The sequence below is a fragment of the Bradyrhizobium sp. AZCC 1678 genome (genome assembly GCF_036924765.1).
GTDB classification, from domain to species: Bacteria; Pseudomonadota; Alphaproteobacteria; order Rhizobiales; family Xanthobacteraceae; genus Bradyrhizobium; species Bradyrhizobium algeriense.
This window is the reverse complement of record NZ_JAZHSE010000001.1, coordinates 5,443,607-5,464,341: the sequence shown is the minus strand read 5'-3', so window position 1 is coordinate 5,464,341 and position 20,735 is coordinate 5,443,607. Positions and strand designations below refer to the sequence as shown.

At 62.8% G+C, this 20,735-nt stretch carries 17 protein-coding genes and 1 tRNA gene; 13 read left to right on the top strand and 5 right to left on the bottom strand.

Annotation, left to right across the window (positions count from 1 at the left end):
* Window positions 1–45: 45 nt before the first annotated feature.
* Window positions 46–831 carry an SDR family NAD(P)-dependent oxidoreductase gene (locus V1294_RS26235; RefSeq protein ID WP_334479485.1) on the bottom strand — a complete coding sequence of 262 codons (786 nt, stop codon included), beginning with the start codon at window positions 829–831 and terminating at the stop codon, window positions 46–48.
* Between the two features lie 139 nt (window positions 832–970).
* On the opposite strand from V1294_RS26235, the gene V1294_RS26230 reads away from it, so the two are divergent.
* Window positions 971–1,678, top strand: a complete 708-nt coding sequence (locus V1294_RS26230; protein ID WP_334501138.1) for a histidine phosphatase family protein — start codon at window positions 971–973, stop codon at window positions 1,676–1,678.
* Between the two features lie 89 nt (window positions 1,679–1,767).
* A complete protein-coding gene (locus V1294_RS26225; RefSeq protein ID WP_334479488.1) occupies window positions 1,768–2,535 on the top strand; it encodes an SDR family NAD(P)-dependent oxidoreductase in 768 nt (255 codons plus the stop codon).
* A 185-nt stretch (window positions 2,536–2,720) separates the two neighbouring features.
* Here V1294_RS26225 and V1294_RS26220 read toward each other — a convergent pair whose 3' ends face one another.
* Window positions 2,721–3,944, bottom strand: a complete 1,224-nt coding sequence (locus V1294_RS26220) for a serine hydrolase domain-containing protein (protein ID WP_334501136.1) — start codon at window positions 3,942–3,944, stop codon at window positions 2,721–2,723.
* 163 nt (window positions 3,945–4,107) lie between these two features.
* Here V1294_RS26220 and V1294_RS26215 point away from each other — a divergent pair.
* Window positions 4,108–4,183, top strand: a tRNA-Trp gene (locus V1294_RS26215).
* Window positions 4,184–4,215: 32 nt separating this feature from the next.
* On the opposite strand, the gene V1294_RS26210 is transcribed toward V1294_RS26215, so the two are convergent.
* The gene (locus V1294_RS26210) at window positions 4,216–4,401 is read right to left on the bottom strand and encodes a hypothetical protein (RefSeq protein ID WP_334501134.1); all 186 of its coding nucleotides are present in this window, start codon (window positions 4,399–4,401) and stop codon (window positions 4,216–4,218) included.
* A 364-nt stretch (window positions 4,402–4,765) separates the two neighbouring features.
* Here V1294_RS26210 and secE point away from each other — a divergent pair, with 364 nt between their 5' ends.
* From secE to V1294_RS26185, 5 genes are all read left to right on the top strand, one after another.
* Window positions 4,766–4,957, top strand: a complete 192-nt coding sequence (gene secE / locus V1294_RS26205; protein ID WP_108518041.1) for a preprotein translocase subunit SecE — start codon at window positions 4,766–4,768, stop codon at window positions 4,955–4,957.
* Between the two features lie 20 nt (window positions 4,958–4,977).
* Window positions 4,978–5,508, top strand: coding sequence for a transcription termination/antitermination protein NusG (gene nusG / locus V1294_RS26200; RefSeq protein WP_247787048.1), 531 nt, complete (start codon window positions 4,978–4,980; stop codon window positions 5,506–5,508).
* Window positions 5,509–5,669: 161 nt separating this feature from the next.
* The gene (gene rplK / locus V1294_RS26195; protein ID WP_025588714.1) at window positions 5,670–6,098 is read left to right on the top strand and encodes a 50S ribosomal protein L11; all 429 of its coding nucleotides are present in this window, start codon (window positions 5,670–5,672) and stop codon (window positions 6,096–6,098) included.
* A gap of 6 nt (window positions 6,099–6,104) precedes the next feature.
* Entirely contained in the window at window positions 6,105–6,797 is a 693-nt protein-coding gene (rplA, locus tag V1294_RS26190; RefSeq protein ID WP_334501132.1) for a 50S ribosomal protein L1, read from the top strand.
* Window positions 6,798–6,920: 123 nt separating this feature from the next.
* On the top strand, window positions 6,921–7,874 hold the full coding sequence (locus tag V1294_RS26185) for a 2-hydroxyacid dehydrogenase (RefSeq protein ID WP_334501131.1): 954 nt from the start codon (window positions 6,921–6,923) through the stop codon (window positions 7,872–7,874).
* Window positions 7,875–8,002: 128 nt separating this feature from the next.
* Here V1294_RS26185 and V1294_RS26180 read toward each other — a convergent pair whose 3' ends face one another.
* Window positions 8,003–8,551 (bottom strand): hypothetical protein, encoded by a 549-nt coding sequence (locus V1294_RS26180; protein WP_334501128.1) that lies wholly within the window; start codon window positions 8,549–8,551, stop codon window positions 8,003–8,005.
* Window positions 8,544–8,921, bottom strand: a complete 378-nt coding sequence (locus tag V1294_RS26175; RefSeq protein ID WP_334501126.1) for a hypothetical protein — start codon at window positions 8,919–8,921, stop codon at window positions 8,544–8,546. The genes V1294_RS26180 and V1294_RS26175 overlap by 8 nt, the downstream gene beginning before the upstream one ends.
* 644 nt (window positions 8,922–9,565) lie before the next feature.
* Between V1294_RS26175 and rplJ the strand changes: the two genes are divergently transcribed.
* From rplJ to V1294_RS26150, 5 genes are all read left to right on the top strand, one after another.
* Window positions 9,566–10,084, top strand: a complete 519-nt coding sequence (rplJ, locus tag V1294_RS26170) for a 50S ribosomal protein L10 (RefSeq protein WP_108518055.1) — start codon at window positions 9,566–9,568, stop codon at window positions 10,082–10,084.
* A 51-nt stretch (window positions 10,085–10,135) separates the two neighbouring features.
* Window positions 10,136–10,513 carry a 50S ribosomal protein L7/L12 gene (gene rplL / locus V1294_RS26165; RefSeq protein ID WP_334479502.1) on the top strand — a complete coding sequence of 126 codons (378 nt, stop codon included), beginning with the start codon at window positions 10,136–10,138 and terminating at the stop codon, window positions 10,511–10,513.
* 370 nt (window positions 10,514–10,883) lie between these two features.
* Window positions 10,884–15,002, top strand: a complete 4,119-nt coding sequence (rpoB, locus tag V1294_RS26160) for a DNA-directed RNA polymerase subunit beta (protein ID WP_334479503.1) — start codon at window positions 10,884–10,886, stop codon at window positions 15,000–15,002.
* Window positions 15,003–15,156: 154 nt separating this feature from the next.
* Window positions 15,157–19,356: a DNA-directed RNA polymerase subunit beta' gene (gene rpoC, locus V1294_RS26155; protein WP_334479504.1), complete on the top strand. Its 4,200-nt coding sequence runs from the start codon at window positions 15,157–15,159 to the stop codon at window positions 19,354–19,356.
* Window positions 19,357–19,516: 160 nt separating this feature from the next.
* The gene (locus V1294_RS26150; RefSeq protein WP_334501124.1) at window positions 19,517–20,614 is read left to right on the top strand and encodes a helix-turn-helix transcriptional regulator; all 1,098 of its coding nucleotides are present in this window, start codon (window positions 19,517–19,519) and stop codon (window positions 20,612–20,614) included.
* The last annotated feature ends 121 nt before the right edge of the window (window positions 20,615–20,735 follow it).

The following is a 20,735-nucleotide window of genomic DNA, read 5'->3' as shown; positions in this document are numbered from 1 at the left end:
GGCATGGAGCGTCGCGCTGCGCCGCGTCCTAGTTCGAGGTCGCGGCTAAATCGGCTTGCCGGTGTACGGCATCGATGCGGTGAGGCCGCCGTCGACCGGGATCGCCTGGCCGTTGACGTAGGAGGCGTCATCACTGGCGAGGAACAGTCCCATCGCCGCGAGTTCGTGCGGCTGGCCCGGGCGCTTCAGCGGATTGAGCTGGCCGATCTTGTCCTGGGTGCCGCGCTCCTTGGCGCGGTCGAACACCGGCTTGGTCATGCCGGTTTCGATCAGGCCGGGGCATACCGCGTTGATGCGGACGCCAGTGCCGGACAGCGAGTAGGCGGTGGTCTGCACTAGGCTGATGACGCCGGCCTTGCTCGCGCCGTAAGGGTGACCGCTGGCGCCGGCCTTGAGGCCCGCGACCGAGGCGGTGCAGACGATCGAACCGGACTTCTGCTTGATCATGTGCGGCATCGAATGCTTGATCGCCAGGAACGGCCCGATCAGATTGACGCGCAAGACTTCCTGCCAATGGTCGACGGTCTGCTCGGCGAGCGGCACCAGCCCGCCGCTGACGCCGGCATTGGCCCAGATCGCGTCGAGCCTGCCATATTTCGCGACCGCCTTGTCGATGAAGGCCTTCACGTCGCTTTCGGAACCCGCATCCGCCATCACGGCTTCGACGATGCCGCCGGCATCGCTGACGAGTTTTGCGGTTTCCTTCACGCCCTCGGTGCGATCGACGATGACGAGCTTCGCGCCTTCCCTGGAGAACAGCACCGACGCGGCGCGCCCGATGCCGCTTCCAGCACCTGTGATGACGACGGATTTGCCTTCGAGGCGGCCCATGAGTTTCTCCCTGTGGTATTATGCGTGTCGGCGTCTGCCGCCTTGCGGAATTCAAACAAGATTTCAAACGTCAAAGTCACTTGAGACGATGCGTGCTCTGACGTACAGCGACAACAAACAGTATTGAAGGGCTTTGGCGATGTCCAATCCAGACAAACCGCGGGTAATTGCGACGCGATGGTGGTGGGTTCGCCATGCGCCGGTCCGCGAAGATAACGGCTGCATTTACGGGCAAAAGGATCTTGGCTGTGACACCAGCGATCGGGTGGTGTTCGAAGCGGTCGGAAAAATCCTACCGCGCAATGCGGTCTGGTATGCAAGCAATCTGAAGCGAACGCACCAGACCGCGGACGCTATCTGGGCCGCCGGCTTTCCTAAGCCGTCAGATATGCCGCACGTGAATGCATTTGCCGAACAGCATCTCGGTGAGTGGCAAGGCCTGAATCGCGCGGCGTTCCTCGCCAGCCGGCCGATCGGCAGCCACTGGCTTACTGAGATCGACGAACCCGCGCCCGGCGGCGAGAGTTTCATTGACCTGTACAATCGCACATGCGGCGCCATCGAGCGCATCAACGCCGAGCAGGCGGGCAGGGACGTCATCGTCGTCGCGCATGGCGGCACGATCAGGGCCGCTGTCGGGCTTGCACTCGGTCAGCCAGAGAGAGGTCTCGCCTTCGATATCGACAATTGTTCGGTGACGCGGCTCGATTATCTCTCAAGCGCGAATTACACCGGCTGGCGGCTGCCGATGGTTAACCAGCAGCCCTGGATCGCGGACGCTTCGCACAACGCGATGCATCAGCCGGCAGGGCCCGAGGTGAAGCCGCCGGAGACGAAACTCGCTTGAGCCTCGAGTTGTCGAGGACCGCAAACGCTGCTTAGTTCGAATTCAAGACCAAGCCGGCCTCGCGCTGGATCAACATCGGGGAGAGAGACATGAGCTTGTTCGATATGACCGGGAAAGTCGCCGTCATCACCGGCTCCACGCGAGGCATCGGCCGTGCCATTGCCGAGCGCATGGCCGAACACGGCGCCAAGGTGGTGATCTCCTCGCGCAAGCAGGACGTCTGCGACCAGGTTACCAAGGAGGTCAACGAAAAGTTCGGCAAGGGGACGGCGGTTGCGATCGCCGCGAACATTTCCAGCAAGGAAAATTTACAGAACCTGGTCGATGAATCCAACCGCGCCTTCGGCAAGATCGACGTGCTGGTCTGCAACGCCGCATCCAATCCCTATTACGGTCCGCTCGGCGGCATTTCCGATGACCAGTTCCGAAAAATCCTCGACAATAACATCGTTGCCAACAACTGGCTGATCTCGATGGTCGTGCCGCAGATGATCGAGCGCAAGGACGGCTCGATCGTGATCGTGTCCTCGATCGGCGGCCTGAAGGGGTCGACCGTGCTCGGCGCCTACGCGATCTCGAAGGCGGCCGACATGCAGCTCGCGCGCAACCTCGCCTGCGAATACGGCAAGCACAATATTCGCGTGAACTGCATCGCGCCCGGCCTGATCAAGACCGATTTTGCCAAGGCGCTGTGGGACAATCCGGAGACGCTGAAGGCGTCCACCGCGCGTTCGCCGCTGCTCCGCATCGGCGTACCCGACGAGATCGCGGGCGCCGCGGTCCTGATGGGATCGAAGGCCGGCGACTTCATGACCGGCCAGACCATCGTGATCGACGGCGGGGCGACGATCAGTTGAGAGTGAGCTGGTATGGTGCGCGCATTTTTTACTCGGTGTCATCGTCCGCCTTGTGCGCAATTGCGCATTGGGGCGGACGATCCTGTAAACGCAGCCGTCTCGATTCCCGCAAATGTCACCGCGTACTGGATGCCCCGCCTTCGCGGGGCATGACGGCGGAGGGCGTTGTGCGATCTCGGTCAGCCTCACTCCACCGCGGCGTACACCAGATCCCGCAGCAGGTTGCGGATATATTCGCGTTGGCCGGGGCCCTGCATCATGAACACCGTGAACAGGTCCTCGGCGGGATCGATGAAGAAGAACGTGCCGGCCATGCCGCTCCAGAAGAACTGGCCGAGCGAGCCCGGGAACGGCGCTATCCCTCTGTGAGTGCGGACCGCGAAGCCGAGGCCAAAACCGTGGCCGGGCGGCATCAGCGGTGAGTCGACCTTCACGCCGGCGGTAAGGTGATCCGAGGCCATCAGCTCCAGCGTCTTGCGGCCGATGATCCTGTTGCCGTCCAGCGCACCGCCGTTGAGCAGCATCTGGCAGAAGCGCGCATAGTCCATCGTGGTCGAGACCAGCCCGCCGCCGCCGGATTCCATCGCAGGCTTCTCAAGCATGTTGAAGAGCTGCACCTTGTCGCCATTCCAGGGATCGGTCGAGAACGGTTCGGCGAGGCGGCCGGCATTCGCTTCCGGCGTATGGAATGCGGTCTCCGTCATCTGCAGCGGCGCCAGGATGCGTTCGGTCAGGAAGGCGCCGAGCGATTTGCCGGAAACAACCTCGATGATGCGGCCGAGAACATCGGTCGAGCGGCTGTAATTCCATTCCGCGCCGGGCTGGCAGATCAGCGGCATGCCGGCGATTATGGTCGCGTGTTCGGCGTTGGTGATCTTGCGGCTGCGCAGCCGGGACTGCTGGTAGAGCTGCTGGACCAGGCCGTTGCCGGTGTGGTCGTAGGTCAGGCCCGAGGTGTGCCGCAGCAGATCCTGCACGGTCATCTGCCGCTTCACCGGTACCAGCTCGAGCTTGCCGTTGTTCTCGACGCCGACCTTCTGCTCGGCAAACTCCGGAATGAATTTTGCGACGGGGTCACCCAGGACGAAGTGGCCGTCCTCGACCAGCATCATGATGCCGACGGAGACGATCGGCTTGGTCATCGAGAAGATGCGGAAGATGCTGTCATGCGCCATCGGCGTGGCCGCCGCCGGGCTCTGCCGGCCGATCGCATCGAACCAGCCGACCTGACCGCGCCGCGCCACCATCACGGTCGCGCCGGGCAGGGTTCCCTTGTCGACCTCACGCCGGAAGGCATCCGACATAGACTGCAGGCGTACGCTCGAGAGCCCGATCGTTTCCGGCTTGGCGTCGGGGAGGGCGGGGGTCTGGGGGGCGGACGTCTGCCGGGCGGCGGTCTGCGCGTTCATGGTGTCTCCCGTTGCGCTTGTTGTTTGTGACAGACGCGAACTTTGGCGCAGAAGCCCTGGCTTGGATAGAGTTCTTGATGTGGGAGCAATCGCTTCGCCCTTGCAATCGGGGCATGGCCTATGCTTGAAACGGCGCGAAGCGGCGCACGCGCCGGTTCCCTGCAGGAGTGTAGCTCAATTGGTAGAGCACCGGTCTCCAAAACCGGGGGTCGCAGGTTCGAGCCCTGCCACTCCTGCCAGCTAAATCAAATGCTTAGACCGATTTTTGAACTTAGGCGAAGAACGCGCTGAGCACAGCCACATCGGAGCGCGCCGGGGTCTCGCCCCGCAGGTCGGCATCGATGACCCGCCGGCATGCATCCACTGTGAGGATGTCGCCGAGGTCGTTGGCCGCGTCGAGAACGGTCCAGGCCGTCTCGCCCGCGGGTCGCTCTTGGTCGTGGCCTAACTGAGCCATGGTCGATCTCGCCCCCTTGGAGCCTGCAGGATAGCCGACAGCTTTTAAGAACCAGATCGTGGCCTTGTGAGCATTTGAGGCATGGCGGTACTGGTGATTAACCAATGACGGGGCCGCCGCCCCAAGGGGGATCAGGCGGTGGCGGCCCCGCGGCACCCCGTACCTTGACCTTTTGCCCGGCCGGCAGTAGATACCCGCCACCTGCAGCCGGCCCGCTAGATGCGGATATCCGGCGCGGCTTTGAATTCCCCCGAACAATCGAGCCCGCTTGGCGGCTCATCCTTCGAGAGAGGGCTGGGCGCGAGAGGGCTGTTCGGATTCGCTTTAAATTACAATCGTCTCACGAAGGACGCGGTAACCAACGATGGCTTTCAGCCCGTTCAAATTCCTGCAGGAAGTGCGCTCGGAGACTGCCAAGGTCACCTGGCCGACGCGCCGCGAGACGACGATCACCACGATCATGGTGTTCGTGATGGTTGCGCTGGCTTCGATCTTCTTTTTCATGTCGGATCTGGTCATTCGCTACGTTGTCACTTTCCTTCTGGGCGTCCACTGATGAGCACCGGAACCCAAACCATGGACAAGCGCTGGTACATCGTTCACGCCTATTCGAATTTCGAAAAGAAGGTTTCGGAATCGATCCGGGAACAGGCGAAGCAGCGTGGGCTTGAAGATCTGTTCGAGCAGGTGCTGGTGCCGACCGAAAAGGTCACCGAGGTGCGCCGCGGCCGCAAGATCGACGCCGAACGCAAGTTCTTCCCGGGCTACGTGCTGGTGAAGATGAAGCTGACCGACGAGGCGTTCCATCTGATCAAGAACACGCCCAAGGTCACCGGCTTCCTCGGCGCTGAAAACAAGCCGATGCCGATCTCCGAATCCGAGGCGATGCGAATCCTGCATCAGGTGCAGGAAGGCGTCGAACGTCCGAAGGCGTCGGTGTCGTTCGAAATCGGCGAGAACGTCCGCGTGGCCGATGGCCCGTTCGCGTCGTTCTCCGGCGTGGTTGAAGAAATTGACGAGGCGCGTTCGCGCGTGAAGGTCGCGGTGTCGATCTTCGGCCGCGCCACGCCCGTCGAACTGGAATTCGGTCAGGTCGAGAAGGTCTGATCGGCAAAAGCGCGGAGCGCGTCTCCGCACTTAGAGAGCGCGCAGCTTAGTCTTCGCGTATCAAGAGGCCGTGGGAGGAAGAGGCGGTTGCCAACCGTCCTTGATCCGAACCACGAACCTGAAACCGCCGGCTTCGAAACCCGGCACAACAGGAGTGATACATGGCAAAGAAAGTGACCGGATACCTGAAATTGCAGGTGCCGGCCGGTGCGGCGAATCCTTCGCCCCCGATCGGTCCCGCGCTTGGTCAGCGCGGTCTCAACATCATGGAATTCTGCAAGGCGTTCAACGCGCAGACGCAGAAGGAAGAAAAGAACACCCCAATCCCGGTGATCATCACCATCTATGCGGACCGTTCCTTCACCTTCGAGATGAAGACGCCGCCGATGTCCCACTTCCTCAAGCAGGCCGCCAAGATCCAGTCCGGTTCGAAAGCTCCGGGCCGCGACAAGGCCGGCCAGGTGACCCGCGCGCAGGTGCGCGAGATCGCCGAGAAGAAGATGAAGGATCTCAATTGTGATTCCATCGAATCGGCCATGAAGATGGTCGAGGGCTCCGCCCGTTCGATGGGTCTGGAAGTTGCGGGGTAACGGGCCATGGCAATCGGAAAACGTTTGAAGAAGGCCCGCGAGGGTGTCGACCGCGAGAAGCTCTATCCGCTCGCGGATGCCATCAAGATGGTCAAGGAACGCGCCAAGTCGAAGTTCGACGAGACGATCGAGATCGCGATCAATCTCGGCGTCGACCCGCGTCACGCCGACCAGATGGTTCGCGGCGTCGTCAACCTGCCGAACGGCACCGGCCGCACCTTGCGCGTCGGCGTGTTCGCCCGCGGCGCGAAAGCGGAAGAAGCCAAGGCAGCAGGTGCTGACGTCGTCGGCGCCGAAGACCTGGTCGAGAAGGTGCAGGGCGGCAACATCGATTTCGATCGCTGTATCGCCACCCCCGACATGATGCCGCTGGTCGGCCGCCTCGGTAAGGTGCTCGGCCCGCGCGGCATGATGCCGAACCCGAAGATCGGCACCGTGACGATGGATGTCGCCACCGCCGTGAAGGGCGCCAAGGGCGGCTCGGTCGAATTCCGCGTCGAGAAGGCCGGCATCGTGCAGGCCGGCGTCGGCAAGGCCTCGTTCTCCGAGGAAAAGCTGGTGCAGAACGTGAAAGCGCTTGCGGACGCGGTGTCGAAGGCAAAGCCCGCCGGCGCCAAGGGCACCTACATCCAGCGCGTGGCGGTCTCCTCCACCATGGGCCCGGGCGTCAAGGTCGAGCCGGGCACGCTGCTCAGCTAGTTCCTCGCGGCTTACGCGAATAAAATACAAAAGGGCGGAATCGGGTGACCGATTCCGCCCTTTGCGTTTGATGTGGCAATTGCGTAATCGTCGCAGCGCCGGACTTGCCAAGAAGGAACAACAATGCCCGAGAAGGTCCTGATCTATTCGCGTTTTCCAAAAGCCCAGATGGAGCGTTTCGGCGAGCGTTTTGAGCTCCTGAACGCGGCCGGCAAGCCGCCCAATGAAGTGTTTTCCGCCGAACAGCTCGCAGACATTCGCGCGATGATCACGGCCGGCGGCACGCCGCTTCGCGGCGAGGCGATGGATCTCATGCCGAAATTGGGCGCCATCGTCTGCTACGGCACCGGTTATGACGGCGTCGATCTGGCGGCTGCGGCGAAGCGCGGCATCGCGGTCGGCCACAGCCCGGGGGCGAATGCGGCATCCGTCGCCGACATCGCGGTCACCCTGATGCTGGCCACCACGCGGCGACTGCTCGCGGCTGACGACTATGTGCGGGGCGGCAGCTGGGCCGCCGCAAAGCCGTCACCGATGATGCGACCGCAGGCCGGGATGCTGGGCCGCAAAATCGGCGTCTACGGCATGGGCGAGATCGGCCGCAAGATCGCGGCGCGCGTCGCCGCGTTCGAGACCGAGGTCGGCTATTTCAGCCGCAGCAAGCACGACGTTCCCTATCAATATTTTCCGACGCTCGATGCGCTGGCCGAATGGTGCAGCGTCCTGATGATCGCGGTGCGGGCGGGGGCGGATACCAATCATGCCGTCGGTGCCGATGTCCTGAAAAAGCTCGGCAAGGACGGCTATGTCGTCAACATCTCGCGCGGCTCGGTGATCGACCAGCCGGCTTTGATCGCGGCGCTGACCGACCAGACCATCGCCGGGGCGGGCCTCGACGTGTATGCGAAGGAGCCGCATGCGCCTGACGCGCTGACGGCGCTGCCCAACGTCGTGCTCTCGCCGCATATCGGCGGCCATACGCTGGAGTCGCATGTGGCGATGCAGGACTGCGTGCTGGCCAATCTCGATGCGTTCTTCGCCGGCAAGCCGCTGCCATACAAGGTGCCGCTCGGCTGATCGCGTCAGTGCATTCCGGCAGCCGGCAGATGGCGCAGCTTGTCGGGATTTCGGACGATATACGGCTGCCGAGCATGCGATAGGCGAGTCCGAGCAGGCGCCCGCGATGGGGCGCCAGCGGGTCGTCATCATGCGGCCTGTTTGACGACATCGACATTGTGTCCACTCACAGTGACACGCCGGCACTCCTTGGCGTAGCCGAGCCCCGCCTTCACCATCGGGAACATGCGGCCCATTTGCAGCGCCAGCGTCAGATCTATTACGCCTTTCTGGCCCCATTGCGCCCGGACGGCGTCGCGAAACTCGTCCTCCGCCCCGGCGGCCCGGCGCACCACGGCGTCGGCGAACCGGAATCCAAGCGTCGTCGCCTCATTCATCGCCCGGGGATCGCGGCGGAGAACCGCCTCGATCTGGTCCCTGGGCATGCCGGCTTCCAGCGCCATGTCGACGACCAGTTGCGTGCAGGGCCCGCAATCCTCGGCCAGCGCGCCGACGATCTTGGCTGCGAAGCTCGCGTCGATCGGGACCGCCTCGCGGTGGGCGGCCGCCTTCATGAGGGGCGCGAACTTGAAGAACGCGGCAGGGGATACGTTCAGCATCATTTCCATATAGCTGACGTCGTACCCGTAACGCTTGGCAAATGCGCGCAGCATGCGGCGCGCGATCCAACTACGCATGATTTTCTCCTTGGCTGGGAAAGGCGGAATAGAGGGCGGCTGCCGACGGCAGCACGATGGCGAAGAGGTCGAAGGTGGGATGATGGGTGTGCCCGCCCGCCAGCATCACCAGGTGGAGCAGGGCATGGGCGGTGAGAAAGCTGGCGCCCGCGACGGCGGCCGGCCAATACCGTGGCCGCCATGCCCGGGCGGCCAGCGCCAGGCCGGCCACGAGGAACGCGACCCCGATGTCCTGAACGAAATGTGGGTTGAACGGACCGGTGTCCGGCACCCCGGGTACAGTTTCGTACCAGAGGGGGCCAGCCACCAGCATGGCCAGTCCGTTCAGAACCGTGGGTATCGCAAGAATTGCCGCCAACTGACGCCGCATGGGAACCTCCTGCGGCCAAGACGAACCAGGAGCCCCCGGTGTGACAGAATTCGTCAAAGAATTTCCGCGATTCGGGGCGAAAATTTTTGTTCCGGCCGGGCCGATGAACTGGTGTGAATTTTGCCCTTGGCAAGCCGGACAAGACTCGGTAAACAACCGCTTCCGGGCGTGCTGGCAGTTGCTGGCACGTTCGTGCGCGCATTCCGAAAATCCGACACGGTAGGAGATCATTCCTTTCAGGACATCCGCATGGATTGCTCGAAAGGAAGGAAAACTCATCGCTTCGGTGGAGTGCGGCAGGGGTCTTTCGGCTTGCCGGATGGCCTCGATCCTGTCCGAGACTGCAGGCGCCCAAGTTGAAATTTGTGCCGAAACGCAAGTTTCTTCAACGGCTTAATCTTACAGCCTGCATAGACGGGTGAAGACCGGATTTCGCTTCAGCGTCGCCTCGTGTGGCGCCCTGGCTGATTTGGTTCGAACCTCGACACCCCGCACCATCTGGTTCGGGAGGGCAGGCTTATCAATGTCGTCCTGTCCGGCGTGTCCTTGAGACTGGTGTCTAGAGGTCAGGTTTTGGGCGAGACGATGGGTGCAACCCGGCGGTCTCGCTTCTTGCGAAGGCCGCCAACCGGAGAGAGCTTGCTGTGGAAAGAGCGGCAAAAAAGGACGCGGTTGAGGCGCTGAACGAGGTCTTCAAGACCACGAGCGTCGCAGTCGTCGCCCACTATTCCGGCCTCACCGTGGCCCAGATGCAGAAGCTGCGCATGCAGATGAAGCAGGCGGGCGCGTCGGTGAAGGTCTCGAAGAACCGTCTCGCCAAAATTGCTCTTGAAGGCACGGATGTCGTTGCCATCGGCTCCCTGCTGAAGGGACCGACCGTGATCGCGACTTCAAACGATCCGGTAACAGCGCCGAAGGTTGCCATCGAATTTGCCAAGGCGAACGAAAAGTTCGTCATCCTCGGCGGCTCGATGGGTAAAACCGTCCTGGATGTGAACGGTGTGAAGGCGCTTGCCTCGCTGCCGTCACTCGACGAACTGCGCGGAAAGCTTGTCGGCCTCCTGGTGGCGCCGGCGACCAAGATCGCGCAGCTCTCGACTGCGCCCGCGGCCAAGCTCGCGCGCGTCGTCCAGGCCTATGCCTCAAAGAGCGAAGCGGCCTGACCCTTCGCAAATCAAACCTGGTTCGAACCAAACGTTTAAGGAAACTGATCAATGGCTGACCTACAGAAAATCGTCGACGACCTCTCGAGCCTGACCGTGCTCGAAGCTGCCGAACTCGCCAAGCTCCTCGAAGAAAAGTGGGGCGTGTCCGCCGCTGCCGCCGTGGCGGTTGCCGGTCCCGCGGGTGGTGGCGCTGCCGCTGCTCCGGCTGAAGAGAAGACCGAGTTCACGGTCGTTCTCGCTGCCGCCGGCGACAAGAAGATCGAAGTCATCAAGGAAGTCCGCGCCATCACCGGCCTGGGCCTCAAGGAAGCCAAGGACCTCGTCGAAGGCGCGCCCAAGCCGGTCAAGGAAGGCGTGAACAAGGAAGAGGCCGACAAGCTCAAGGCCCAGCTCGAAAAGGCTGGCGCGAAGGTGGAATTGAAGTAAGCGTACTACACAGAAAAGTGTGGGGATTCGCGGGGTTAGCCCCTCGAATCTCCACGATTCCGCCCCATATCGGAGCGGCAGCAGGAAAAGGCGGTAGGCGGTGGGGACGGCAGGGTTCCCAACGTAAGCCGTTGGGAGACAGTCAGATTTCGGGCTTTTTCAGTCCGTGAAGCGGCAAGTTGAGACGGGCGGGTGCAGTCATGCGCCCCGCGCGTCGTTTTGCGTTTTGAAGGTCTAAGGTGCGAGTTCAGGACTTAATTCCTGAAATTGAGCTTTGTTCCTTTTGAGCGATTCGAAATTCAACCCGGGGGCGATGGCAGTCGCGCTTCGGAAGGTTCGCCCACAAGGGCGACGAAAATGAGAGGCCACGATGGCGCAGCAGACATTCACCGGTCGCAAACGCGTTCGCAAGTTTTTCGGACACATCAAGGAAGTCGCCGAAATGCCGAACCTCATCGAGGTTCAGAAGGCGTCCTACGACCAGTTCCTGATGGTCGAGGAACCCCAAGGCGGCCGGCTGGACGAGGGCCTCCAGGCGGTGTTCCGCTCGGTGTTCCCGATCTCGGACTTCTCCGGCACCTCGATGCTGGAATTCGTCCGCTATGAATTCGAGCCGCCGAAATACGATGTCGACGAGTGCCGCCAGCGCGGCATGACCTATGCTGCGCCGCTCAAGGTGACGCTGCGCCTGATCGTGTTCGATATCGACGAGGAAACCGGCGCCAAGTCGGTGAAGGACATCAAGGAGCAGGACGTTTACATGGGCGATATCCCGCTCATGACCATGAACGGCACCTTCGTCGTCAACGGCACCGAGCGCGTCATCGTTTCCCAGATGCACCGTTCGCCCGGCGTGTTCTTCGACCACGACAAGGGCAAGACCCATTCGTCCGGCAAGCTGTTGTTCGCCGCGCGCGTGATTCCGTATCGCGGTTCCTGGCTCGACATCGAGTTCGACGCCAAGGACATCGTGTTCGCGCGCATCGACCGCCGCCGCAAGATCCCCGTGACCTCGCTGATGTACGCGCTCGGTCTCGACGGCGAGACGATCCTGTCCACCTTCTACAAGAAGATCAATTTCAAGCGCGCCAAGGAAGGCTGGCGCGTGCCGTTCGACGCCGCGCGGTTCCGCGGCTATTCCACCATCAACGACCTGATCGACGCCGATACCGGCAAGGTCGTGCTCGAGGCCGGCAAGAAGCTGACAGTGCGCGCGGCGCGCCAGTTGCAGGAAAAGGGCCTCAAGGCGCTGCGTCTGTCGGACGAAGAGCTGGTCGGCAATTATCTCGCCGAAGATCTCGTCAATCCGAAGACCGGTGAAATCTATGCCGAAGCCGGCGAGGAGCTGACCGAGAAGTCGCTGAAGGCGCTCAACGAGCAGGGCTACAAGGAATTGCCGCTGCTCGACATCGACCACGTCAATGTCGGCGCCTACATCCGCAACACGCTGCATGCCGACAAGAACATGACGCGTGAAGACGCGCTGTTCGACATCTATCGCGTGATGCGTCCGGGTGAGCCGCCGACCATCGATTCGGCGCAGACCATGTTCCAGTCGCTGTTCTTCGACAGTGAGCGCTACGACCTGTCCGCGGTCGGCCGCGTCAAGATGAACATGCGCCTCGAACTCGACGCGCCCGACACCCATCGCACGCTGCGCAAGGAAGACATCCTGGCCGTCATCAAGACGCTGGTCGATCTGCGCGACGGCAAGGGCGAGATCGACGACATCGACCATCTCGGCAACCGCCGTGTGCGTTCGGTCGGCGAGCTGATGGAGAACCAGTACCGCATCGGCCTCTTGCGCATGGAGCGCGCGATCAAGGAGCGCATGTCCAGTGTCGATATCGACACCGTGATGCCGCAGGACCTGATCAACGCCAAGCCGGCGGCTGCCGCGGTGCGCGAGTTCTTCGGCTCCTCGCAGCTGTCGCAGTTCATGGACCAGACCAACCCGCTGTCGGAGATCACCCACAAGCGCCGTCTCTCGGCGCTTGGACCGGGCGGTCTGACCCGCGAGCGCGCCGGCTTCGAGGTGCGCGACGTGCATCCGACGCATTACGGCCGCATCTGCCCGATCGAAACGCCGGAAGGTCCGAACATCGGCCTGATCAACTCGCTGGCGACGTTCGCGCGCGTCAACAAATACGGCTTCGTCGAAACGCCTTATCGCAAGGTCAAGGACGGCCGAGTCACCGAGGAGGTCGTGTACCTCTCGGCGATGGAGGAGGGCCGTTATCGCGTGGCGCAGGCCAACGTGCCGCTCGACGCCAAGGGGCGCTTCACCGAGGACCTGATCATCTGCCGTCACGCCGGCGAAGTGCTGCCGATCACGCCCGACAAGGTCGACTATATGGACGTGTCGCCGAAGCAGCTCGTCTCGGTGGCCGCGGCGCTGATCCCGTTCCTCGAGAACGACGACGCCAACCGCGCGCTGATGGGCTCGAACATGCAGCGCCAGGCGGTGCCGCTGGTTCGCGCCGAGGCGCCGTTCGTCGGCACCGGCATGGAAGGCGTGGTTGCCCGCGACTCCGGCGCTGCGATTGCCGCACGACGCTCGGGCGTGATCGACCAGATCGACGCCACCCGCGTCGTGATCCGCGCCACCGAAGATCTCGATCCCACCAAGTCGGGCGTCGATATCTACCGGCTGATGAAGTACCAGCGCTCCAACCAGTCGACCTGCATCAACCAGCGTCCGCTGGTGAAGGTTGGCGACATCGTCAAGAAGGGCGACATCATCGCCGACGGTCCCTCGACCGATCTCGGCGAACTCGCGCTCGGCCGCAACGTGCTGGTCGCGTTCATGCCGTGGAACGGCTACAACTTCGAAGACTCGATCCTGCTCTCGGAGCGGATCGTGAAGGACGACGTCTTCACCTCGATCCACATCGAGGAGTTCGAGGTGATGGCCCGCGACACCAAGTTGGGCCCTGAGGAAATCACCCGCGACATTCCGAACGTCTCGGAAGAAGCGCTGAAGAACCTCGACGAAGCCGGCATCGTCTATATCGGCGCCGAAGTCCGCGCCGGCGACATCCTGGTCGGCAAGATCACGCCGAAGGGCGAAAGCCCGATGACGCCGGAAGAAAAGCTCCTGCGCGCCATCTTCGGCGAAAAGGCTTCCGACGTCCGCGATACCTCGCTCCGCGTGCCGCCTGGCGTGCAGGGCACGATCGTGGAAGTGCGCGTGTTCAACCGTCACGGCGTCGACAAGGACGAGCGTGCGCTGGCGATCGAGCGGGAAGAGATCGAGCGTCTGGCCAAGGACCGCGACGACGAACAGGCGATCCTCGACCGCAACGTCTACGGCCGCCTCGCAGAGCTGCTGGAAAATCGCCAGGGCATCGCGGGTCCCAAGGGCTTCAAGAAGGACACCAAGATCACGCGCGCCGTGCTCGAGGAGTATCCGAAGTCGCAGTGGTGGATGTTTGCTTCGCCGAACGACAAGCTGATGAGCGAAATCGAGGCGATGCGGAAGCAGTACGACGAATCGAAGAAGGGCCTTGAACAGCGCTTCCTCGACAAGGTCGAAAAGCTGCAGCGTGGCGACGAATTGCCGCCCGGCGTGATGAAGATGGTCAAGGTCTTCGTCGCGGTGAAGCGCAAGATCCAGCCCGGCGACAAGATGGCCGGCCGTCACGGCAACAAGGGCGTGGTGTCCAAGATCGTTCCGATCGAGGACATGCCGTTCCTCGAGGACGGCACGCACGCGGACATCGTGCTCAATCCGCTCGGCGTGCCCTCGCGCATGAACGTCGGCCAGATTCTGGAGACGCATCTTGGCTGGGCCTGCGCAGGCCTCGGCAAGCGCATCGGTCAGACCATCGACGCCTACTATCAGAAGCAGGACCTCAAGCCGTTGCGCGAGACCCTGAAGAAGATCTATGGCGACGATGAAACCATCAAGACGCTGAACGACGGCGAGTTGATGGAGCTTGGCAGGAACCTGAGCCACGGCGTGCCGATCGCAACCCCGGTGTTCGACGGCGCCAAGGAAGCCGACATCGAGGAGATGCTGAAGCTCGCGGGCTTCGACGCCTCCGGCCAGTCAACCGTCTATGACGGCCGCACCGGCGACGCCTTCGATCGTAAGGTGACGGTGGGTTACATCTACATGCTCAAGCTGCACCATCTGGTCGACGACAAGATCCACGCGCGTTCGATCGGACCGTACTCGCTCGTCACCCAGCAGCCGCTGGGCGGCAAGGCGCAGTTCGGTGGCCAGCGCTTCGGCGAAATGGAGGTGTGGGCGCTGGAAGCTTACGGCGCGGCCTACACGCTGCAGGAAATGCTGACCGTGAAGTCGGACGACGTCGCCGGCCGTACCAAGGTGTACGAGGCGATCGTGCGCGGCGACGACACGTTCGAGGCGGGTATTCCGGAATCGTTCAATGTGCTGGTCAAGGAAATGCGCTCGCTCGGCCTCAACGTCGACCTGCACAATTCCAAGGTGGGGCCGGCGACCACGTCCGAGGCTGCTGAGTAACGCTTAAAGATTCCATGTCCGGCCAGGAGCGCGAAGCATGTCTTCGCGCAGATCGGCCGGGCATTCGCGCTTCTCTCGGACGTTGAGCGGGGCGCGCACTAAAAAAGAGTTTCGAATTTGCTGCCGGTGACGATCGGCACGCGAGGAGAAGACGATGAACCAAGAAATTATGAATCTCTTCAATCCGACGACCCCGGCCCAGGTCTTCGACCAGATCCGGATCTCAATTGCGTCCCCGGAGAAGATTCTGTCCTGGTCCTACGGCGAGATCAAAAAGCCGGAGACCATCAACTACCGGACCTTCAAGCCGGAGCGCGACGGCCTGTTCTGCGCCCGCATCTTCGGGCCGATCAAGGATTACGAGTGCTTGTGCGGCAAGTACAAGCGGATGAAGTACAAGGGCATCATCTGCGAAAAGTGCTCGGTCGAAGTGACGCTGTCGCGCGTCCGGCGCGAGCGCATGGGCCATATCGAACTGGCCGCGCCCGTTGCCCACATCTGGTTCCTGAAGTCGCTGCCGTCCCGCATCGGCCTTCTGCTCGACATGACGCTGAAGGATCTCGAGCGGATTCTGTACTTCGAATATTACGTCGTGCTCGAGCCCGGCCTGACCGCGCTCAAGGACCGTCAGTTGCTGTCGGAAGACGAGTACCTGAAGGCGCAGGACGAATACGGCCAGGATTCGTTCACCGCCATGATCGGCGCCGAAGCGATCCGCGAGCTGCTGAAGGGGCTTGAGCTCGAAAAGCTCGAGCAGTCCCTGCGCGCGGAAATGCACGAGACCGAATCCGACATCAAGCACAAGAAGCTCGCCAAGCGGCTGAAGATCGTCGAGGCCTTCCGTTATTCCGGCAACAAGCCGGAGTGGATGATCCTGACCGTGGTGCCGGTGATTCCGCCGGACCTGCGTCCGCTGGTGCCGCTCGACGGCGGCCGCTTCGCGACCTCGGATCTCAACGACCTCTACCGCCGCGTCATCAACCGCAACAACCGCCTGAAGCGGCTGATGGAGCTGCGCGCGCCCGACATCATCATCCGCAACGAAAAGCGCATGCTGCAGGAGGCCGTCGACGCGCTGTTCGACAACGGCCGCCGCGGCCGCGTCATCACCGGCGCCAACAAGCGTCCGCTGAAGTCGCTGGCCGACATGCTCAAGGGCAAGCAGGGCCGCTTCCGGCAGAACCTGCTCGGCAAGCGCGTCGACTATTCGGGCCGCTCGGTGATCGTGGTCGGTCCCGAACTGCGCCTGCATCAGTGCGGCCTGCCGAAGAAGATGGCGCTCGAACTGTTCAAGCCGTTCATCTATTCGCGGCTCGACGCCAAGGGCCTGTCCACCACCGTGAAGCAGGCGAAGAAGCTGGTCGAGAAGGAGCGTCCCGAGGTCTGGGATATCCTCGACGAGGTGATCCGCGAGCATCCGGTGCTGTTGAACCGCGCGCCGACGCTGCATCGCCTCGGCATTCAGGCGTTCGAGCCGGTCCTGATCGAAGGCAAGGCGATCCAGCTGCATCCGCTGGTTTGCGCCGCGTTCAACGCCGACTTCGACGGCGACCAGATGGCCGTGCACGTTCCGCTGTCGCTGGAAGCGCAGCTCGAAGCGCGCGTCCTGATGATGTCGACCAACAACATCCTGCACCCGGCGAACGGCCAGCCGATCATCGTGCCCTCGCAGGACATCGTGCTCGGCCTCTACTATGTGTCGATCATGCGCGAAGGCCTGCCCGGCGAGGGCAAGATCTTCGGCGACATGGCCGAACTCGAGCACGCCCTGCATTCGAAGGTCATCCACCTCCACACCAAGATCAAGTACCGGTGGGAGGGCACCGACGAGAACGGCAAGACCACCAGGCGCTGGATCGAAACCACCGCGGGCCGCGTCATGCTCGGCACCTTGCTGCCGAAGAACCAGAAGATCTCGTACGACATCATCAACAAGCTGATGACCAAGCGCGAAATCTCCGGCGTGATCGACCAGGTCTACCGTCACTGCGGCCAGAAGGAGACCGTGATCTTCTGCGACCGCATCATGGCGCTCGGCTTCTACAATGCGTTCAAGGCCGGCATCTCGTTCGGCAAGGACGACATGGTGGTGCCGCACTCAAAGTGGAAGATCGTCGACACCACCCGCACGCTGGCGAAGGATTTCGAGCAGCAGTACAATGACGGCCTGATCACCCATGGCGAGAAGTACAACAAGGTGGTCGACGCCTGGTCGAAGGCGACCGAAGAAATCGCCAAGGAGATGATGAAGGAAATCTCCTCGACCAAGAAGACGCCGAAGGGCGCCGACGCCGACATCAACTCGATCTACATGATGGCGCATTCGGGCGCGCGCGGTTCGCCGGCCCAGATGCGTCAGCTCGCCGGCATGCGCGGCCTGATGGCGAAGCCGTCGGGTGAAATCATCGAGACGCCGATCATTTCCAACTTCAAGGAAGGTCTGTCGGTGCTCGAATACTTCAACTCGACCCACGGCGCCCGCAAGGGCCTCGCGGACACCGCGTTGAAGACCGCGAACTCCGGTTACCTGACCCGCCGTCTGGTCGACGTGGCGCAGGACTGCATCATCACGCAGGACGATTGCGGCACCAAGCTCGGCATCAAGATGCGCGCCATCGTCGATGCCGGCACGGTTGTCGCTTCGCTGGCGTCGCGTATCCTCGGCCGCACCACGGGCGAGGACCTGCGCGATCCCGCGACCAACAAGGTCGTGGTCAAGCGCGGCACGCTGATGGAAGAGACGCATGTCGACGCCATCCAGCAGGCCGGCATCCAGGAGGTGAAGATCCGTTCGGCCCTGACCTGCGAACTCGTCAACGGCATCTGCGGCAAGTGCTACGGCCGCGACCTGGCCCGCGGCACGCCGGTCAACCACGGCGAGGCGGTCGGCGTCATCGCCGCCCAGTCGATCGGTGAACCCGGCACGCAGCTGACGATGCGCACGTTCCACATCGGCGGCGCGGCGCAGATCAACGAGCAGTCGTTCGTGGAGTCGAACTTCGACGGCAAGGTGACCATCAAGAACAAGGCCATCGCCAGGAACAGCGAAGGTCATCTGGTCGCGATGGTTCGCAACATGGTGTTTGCGATCACCGATGCCGACGGCACCGAGCGTGCGACCCACCGCATTCAGTACGGCGCGCGCGTGCACGTCGATGAAGGCGACATGGTCAAGCGCGGCCAGCGCATCGCGGAGTGGGATCCGTACTCGCGGCCGGTTCTCACTGAAGTCGAAGGCACCATCGGGTTCGAGGATCTGGTCGAAGGCCAGTCGATCTCGGAAACGCTGGACGAATCGACCGGTATCGCCAAGCGCGTCGTCATCGACTGGCGCGCGTCGCGGGGCGGGGCGGATTTGCGCCCGGCCATCGTGGTCAAGGGCAAGGACGGCAAGGTGCTGAAGCTCGCACGTGGCGGCGATGCCCGCTACATGCTGTCGGTCGACGGCATTCTGTCGGTCGACGTCGGCGCCAAGGTCAAGGCCGGCGACATCCTGGCGCGTATCTCCACGGAAAGCGCCAAGACCCGCGACATCACCGGCGGTCTGCCGCGGGTGGCCGAACTGTTCGAGGCCCGCAAGCCAAAGGACGCGGCGATCATCGCGGAAATCGCGGGCACGATCCGCTTCGGCCGCGACTACAAGAACAAGCGCCGCATCTCGATCGAGCCGATGGACAAGACCGAGGAGACCAGGGAGTACCTGATCCCGAAGGGCAAGCACATCCATCTGCAGGACGGCGACATCGTCGAAAAGGGCGATTTCATCGTCGAAGGCAATCCGGCGCCGCACGACATCCTGGCGATCAAGGGCATCGAGGAACTCGCTGCCTATCTGGTCAACGAAATCCAGGAAGTCTACCGGCTGCAGGGCGTGCTCATCAACGACAAGCACATCGAGGTGATTGTCCGTCAGATGCTGCAGAAGGTCGAGGTCACCGACCAGGGCGACACCGACATGATCTCGGGCGAGCAGGTCGACAAGATCGAGTTCGACGCGCTCAACTTGAAGGCCAAGGAAGAGGGCAAGAAGCCCGCCACGGGAACGCCGGTTCTGCTCGGCATCACCAAGGCGAGCCTGCAGACCCGCTCGTTCTTCTCAGCGGCCTCGTTCCAGGAGACCACCCGCGTGCTCACCGAAGCCGCCGTCAACGGCAAGGTGGACCCGCTGGAAGGCCTCAAGGAGAACGTCATTGTCGGCCGGCTGATCCCGGCGGGCACCGGCGCCTCGATGGCCAAGATCCGCGAAGTCGCGGTCAAGCGCGACAAGCTGATCCTCGACGAGCGCGAGAAGCAGGCGACGATCGTGCCGACCGCTCCGGAAGCGGAACCGCTGGCGTTACCGCCGGCGGAGTAAGGGTTCCGTTCCACCTGGTTCCGATCAACAACAAAAGCCGGCTGCGAAGCCGGCTTTTCCTTTTTCAACGGCGCGACCCGTGCTTCACCCATAAGGGTGATACGTGCTACCAGCTCACGGTGTGCAGTCCGGCCATGTTGACGATCCCCTTCGATTCCCCATGAGCGCATCAATTGATCCAGAACGCCTGATCGATCGCATTTATGAGGCCGGACTCATCCCCTCGCTTTGGCCAGCCCTGCTTGGCGAACTCGGTGCGGCGGTCGGCGGCAACGGCGGTTTTCTGTTCGGCGTGCGGGATGGCTACACAAGCGCGGTCAATTCTGTCGAATATGACGCGCTCATGCCGGTTTTCCTGACAGAGGGATGGAGCGAACGCGATCCTAACCTGCCGCGCGCCATCGCGCTGAATCGTGCAGGCTTCGTCACGGACTATGACCTCCTCTCGGAGGAGGAGATTGCGACCAACGAAGTCTACTGCAACTTTTACCGCAAACACGGCCTCGGCTACCGGGCCGGGACGATCATTCCGATGCCGAGCGGCGATTCAATCGCGATTGTGCTGCCGCGGCATCAGGATCACGGCCCGGTGCCGCAACAGGTCGTCAATCTGCTGGATGGACTGCGGCCGCATCTGGCCCGGGCTTCCCTTGCAGCAAACCGTCTTGGCTTCGAGCGCGCACTTGCTCAGGTCGATGCATTGCAGGCGCTTGGCCTGCCGGGCGCGGTGCTGCGCGGGCCCGGCCGGGTGTTCGCGACGAACGGCCTGTTCGATACGCTGATGCCTTCGCTGTTTCAGGATCGCGCCCAGCGCGTGATGATGACGGACGTTGCGGCGGATGCGCTGCTCGCCGGAGCGCTCGGTACGCTGCCTCTTGCCGGCAGCCGGACCGTGAAATCCATACCGGTCGCCGCGACGGTGGATCACGTGCCGATGGTGCTGCATGTCATCCCGGTACGCGGCGCTGCCCGCGATATCTTCACCCAGGCCACCGCGCTGCTGGTGGTGACGCCGGTCGACCGCGCCGCGGTGCCGACCGCGGAGGTCCTGCAAGGCCTGTTCGACCTGACACCGGCGGAAGCGCGCGTGGCGCGAGGCATTGGCCAGGCCGAAACCGTTGATGCACTTGCCGACGCGACAGGCGTCAATCGGGAGACGGTGCGCAGCCAGCTCAAGGCCGTGCTGTCCAAGACCGGCCTGTCGCGCCAGCAGGAGCTGGTCAGCCTGCTGGCCGGCAAGGCGTTCCGTGGCGGGTAGGTGGCCGCACCCACGGCTCCGGCTCCAGGGGCGGAATCGCTGGCCCTTCCGCCGACGGGATACGGCTTCCGCAAGAATACGGTGCGAAGACAAAAGGCTGGCACAAGCCGGCCTTTTTGCT

Excerpts from the sequence above, each read along its gene's own strand:
- V1294_RS26235 (WP_334479485.1), bottom strand. The coding sequence starts at position 831 with ATGGGCCGCCTCGAAGGCAAATCCGTCGTCATCACAGGTGCTGGAAGC.
- V1294_RS26230 (WP_334501138.1), top strand. The coding sequence starts at position 971 with ATGTCCAATCCAGACAAACCGCGGGTAATTGCGACGCGATGGTGGTGG.
- V1294_RS26225 (WP_334479488.1), top strand. The coding sequence starts at position 1,768 with ATGAGCTTGTTCGATATGACCGGGAAAGTCGCCGTCATCACCGGCTCC.
- V1294_RS26220 (WP_334501136.1), bottom strand. The coding sequence starts at position 3,944 with ATGAACGCGCAGACCGCCGCCCGGCAGACGTCCGCCCCCCAGACCCCC.
- V1294_RS26210 (WP_334501134.1), bottom strand. The coding sequence starts at position 4,401 with ATGGCTCAGTTAGGCCACGACCAAGAGCGACCCGCGGGCGAGACGGCC.
- secE (WP_108518041.1), top strand. The coding sequence starts at position 4,766 with ATGGCTTTCAGCCCGTTCAAATTCCTGCAGGAAGTGCGCTCGGAGACT.
- nusG (WP_247787048.1), top strand. The coding sequence starts at position 4,978 with ATGGACAAGCGCTGGTACATCGTTCACGCCTATTCGAATTTCGAAAAG.
- rplK (WP_025588714.1), top strand. The coding sequence starts at position 5,670 with ATGGCAAAGAAAGTGACCGGATACCTGAAATTGCAGGTGCCGGCCGGT.
- rplA (WP_334501132.1), top strand. The coding sequence starts at position 6,105 with ATGGCAATCGGAAAACGTTTGAAGAAGGCCCGCGAGGGTGTCGACCGC.
- V1294_RS26185 (WP_334501131.1), top strand. The coding sequence starts at position 6,921 with ATGCCCGAGAAGGTCCTGATCTATTCGCGTTTTCCAAAAGCCCAGATG.
- V1294_RS26180 (WP_334501128.1), bottom strand. The coding sequence starts at position 8,551 with ATGCGTAGTTGGATCGCGCGCCGCATGCTGCGCGCATTTGCCAAGCGT.
- V1294_RS26175 (WP_334501126.1), bottom strand. The coding sequence starts at position 8,921 with ATGCGGCGTCAGTTGGCGGCAATTCTTGCGATACCCACGGTTCTGAAC.
- rplL (WP_334479502.1), top strand. The coding sequence starts at position 10,136 with ATGGCTGACCTACAGAAAATCGTCGACGACCTCTCGAGCCTGACCGTG.
- rpoB (WP_334479503.1), top strand. The coding sequence starts at position 10,884 with ATGGCGCAGCAGACATTCACCGGTCGCAAACGCGTTCGCAAGTTTTTC.
- rpoC (WP_334479504.1), top strand. The coding sequence starts at position 15,157 with ATGAACCAAGAAATTATGAATCTCTTCAATCCGACGACCCCGGCCCAG.
- V1294_RS26150 (WP_334501124.1), top strand. The coding sequence starts at position 19,517 with ATGAGCGCATCAATTGATCCAGAACGCCTGATCGATCGCATTTATGAG.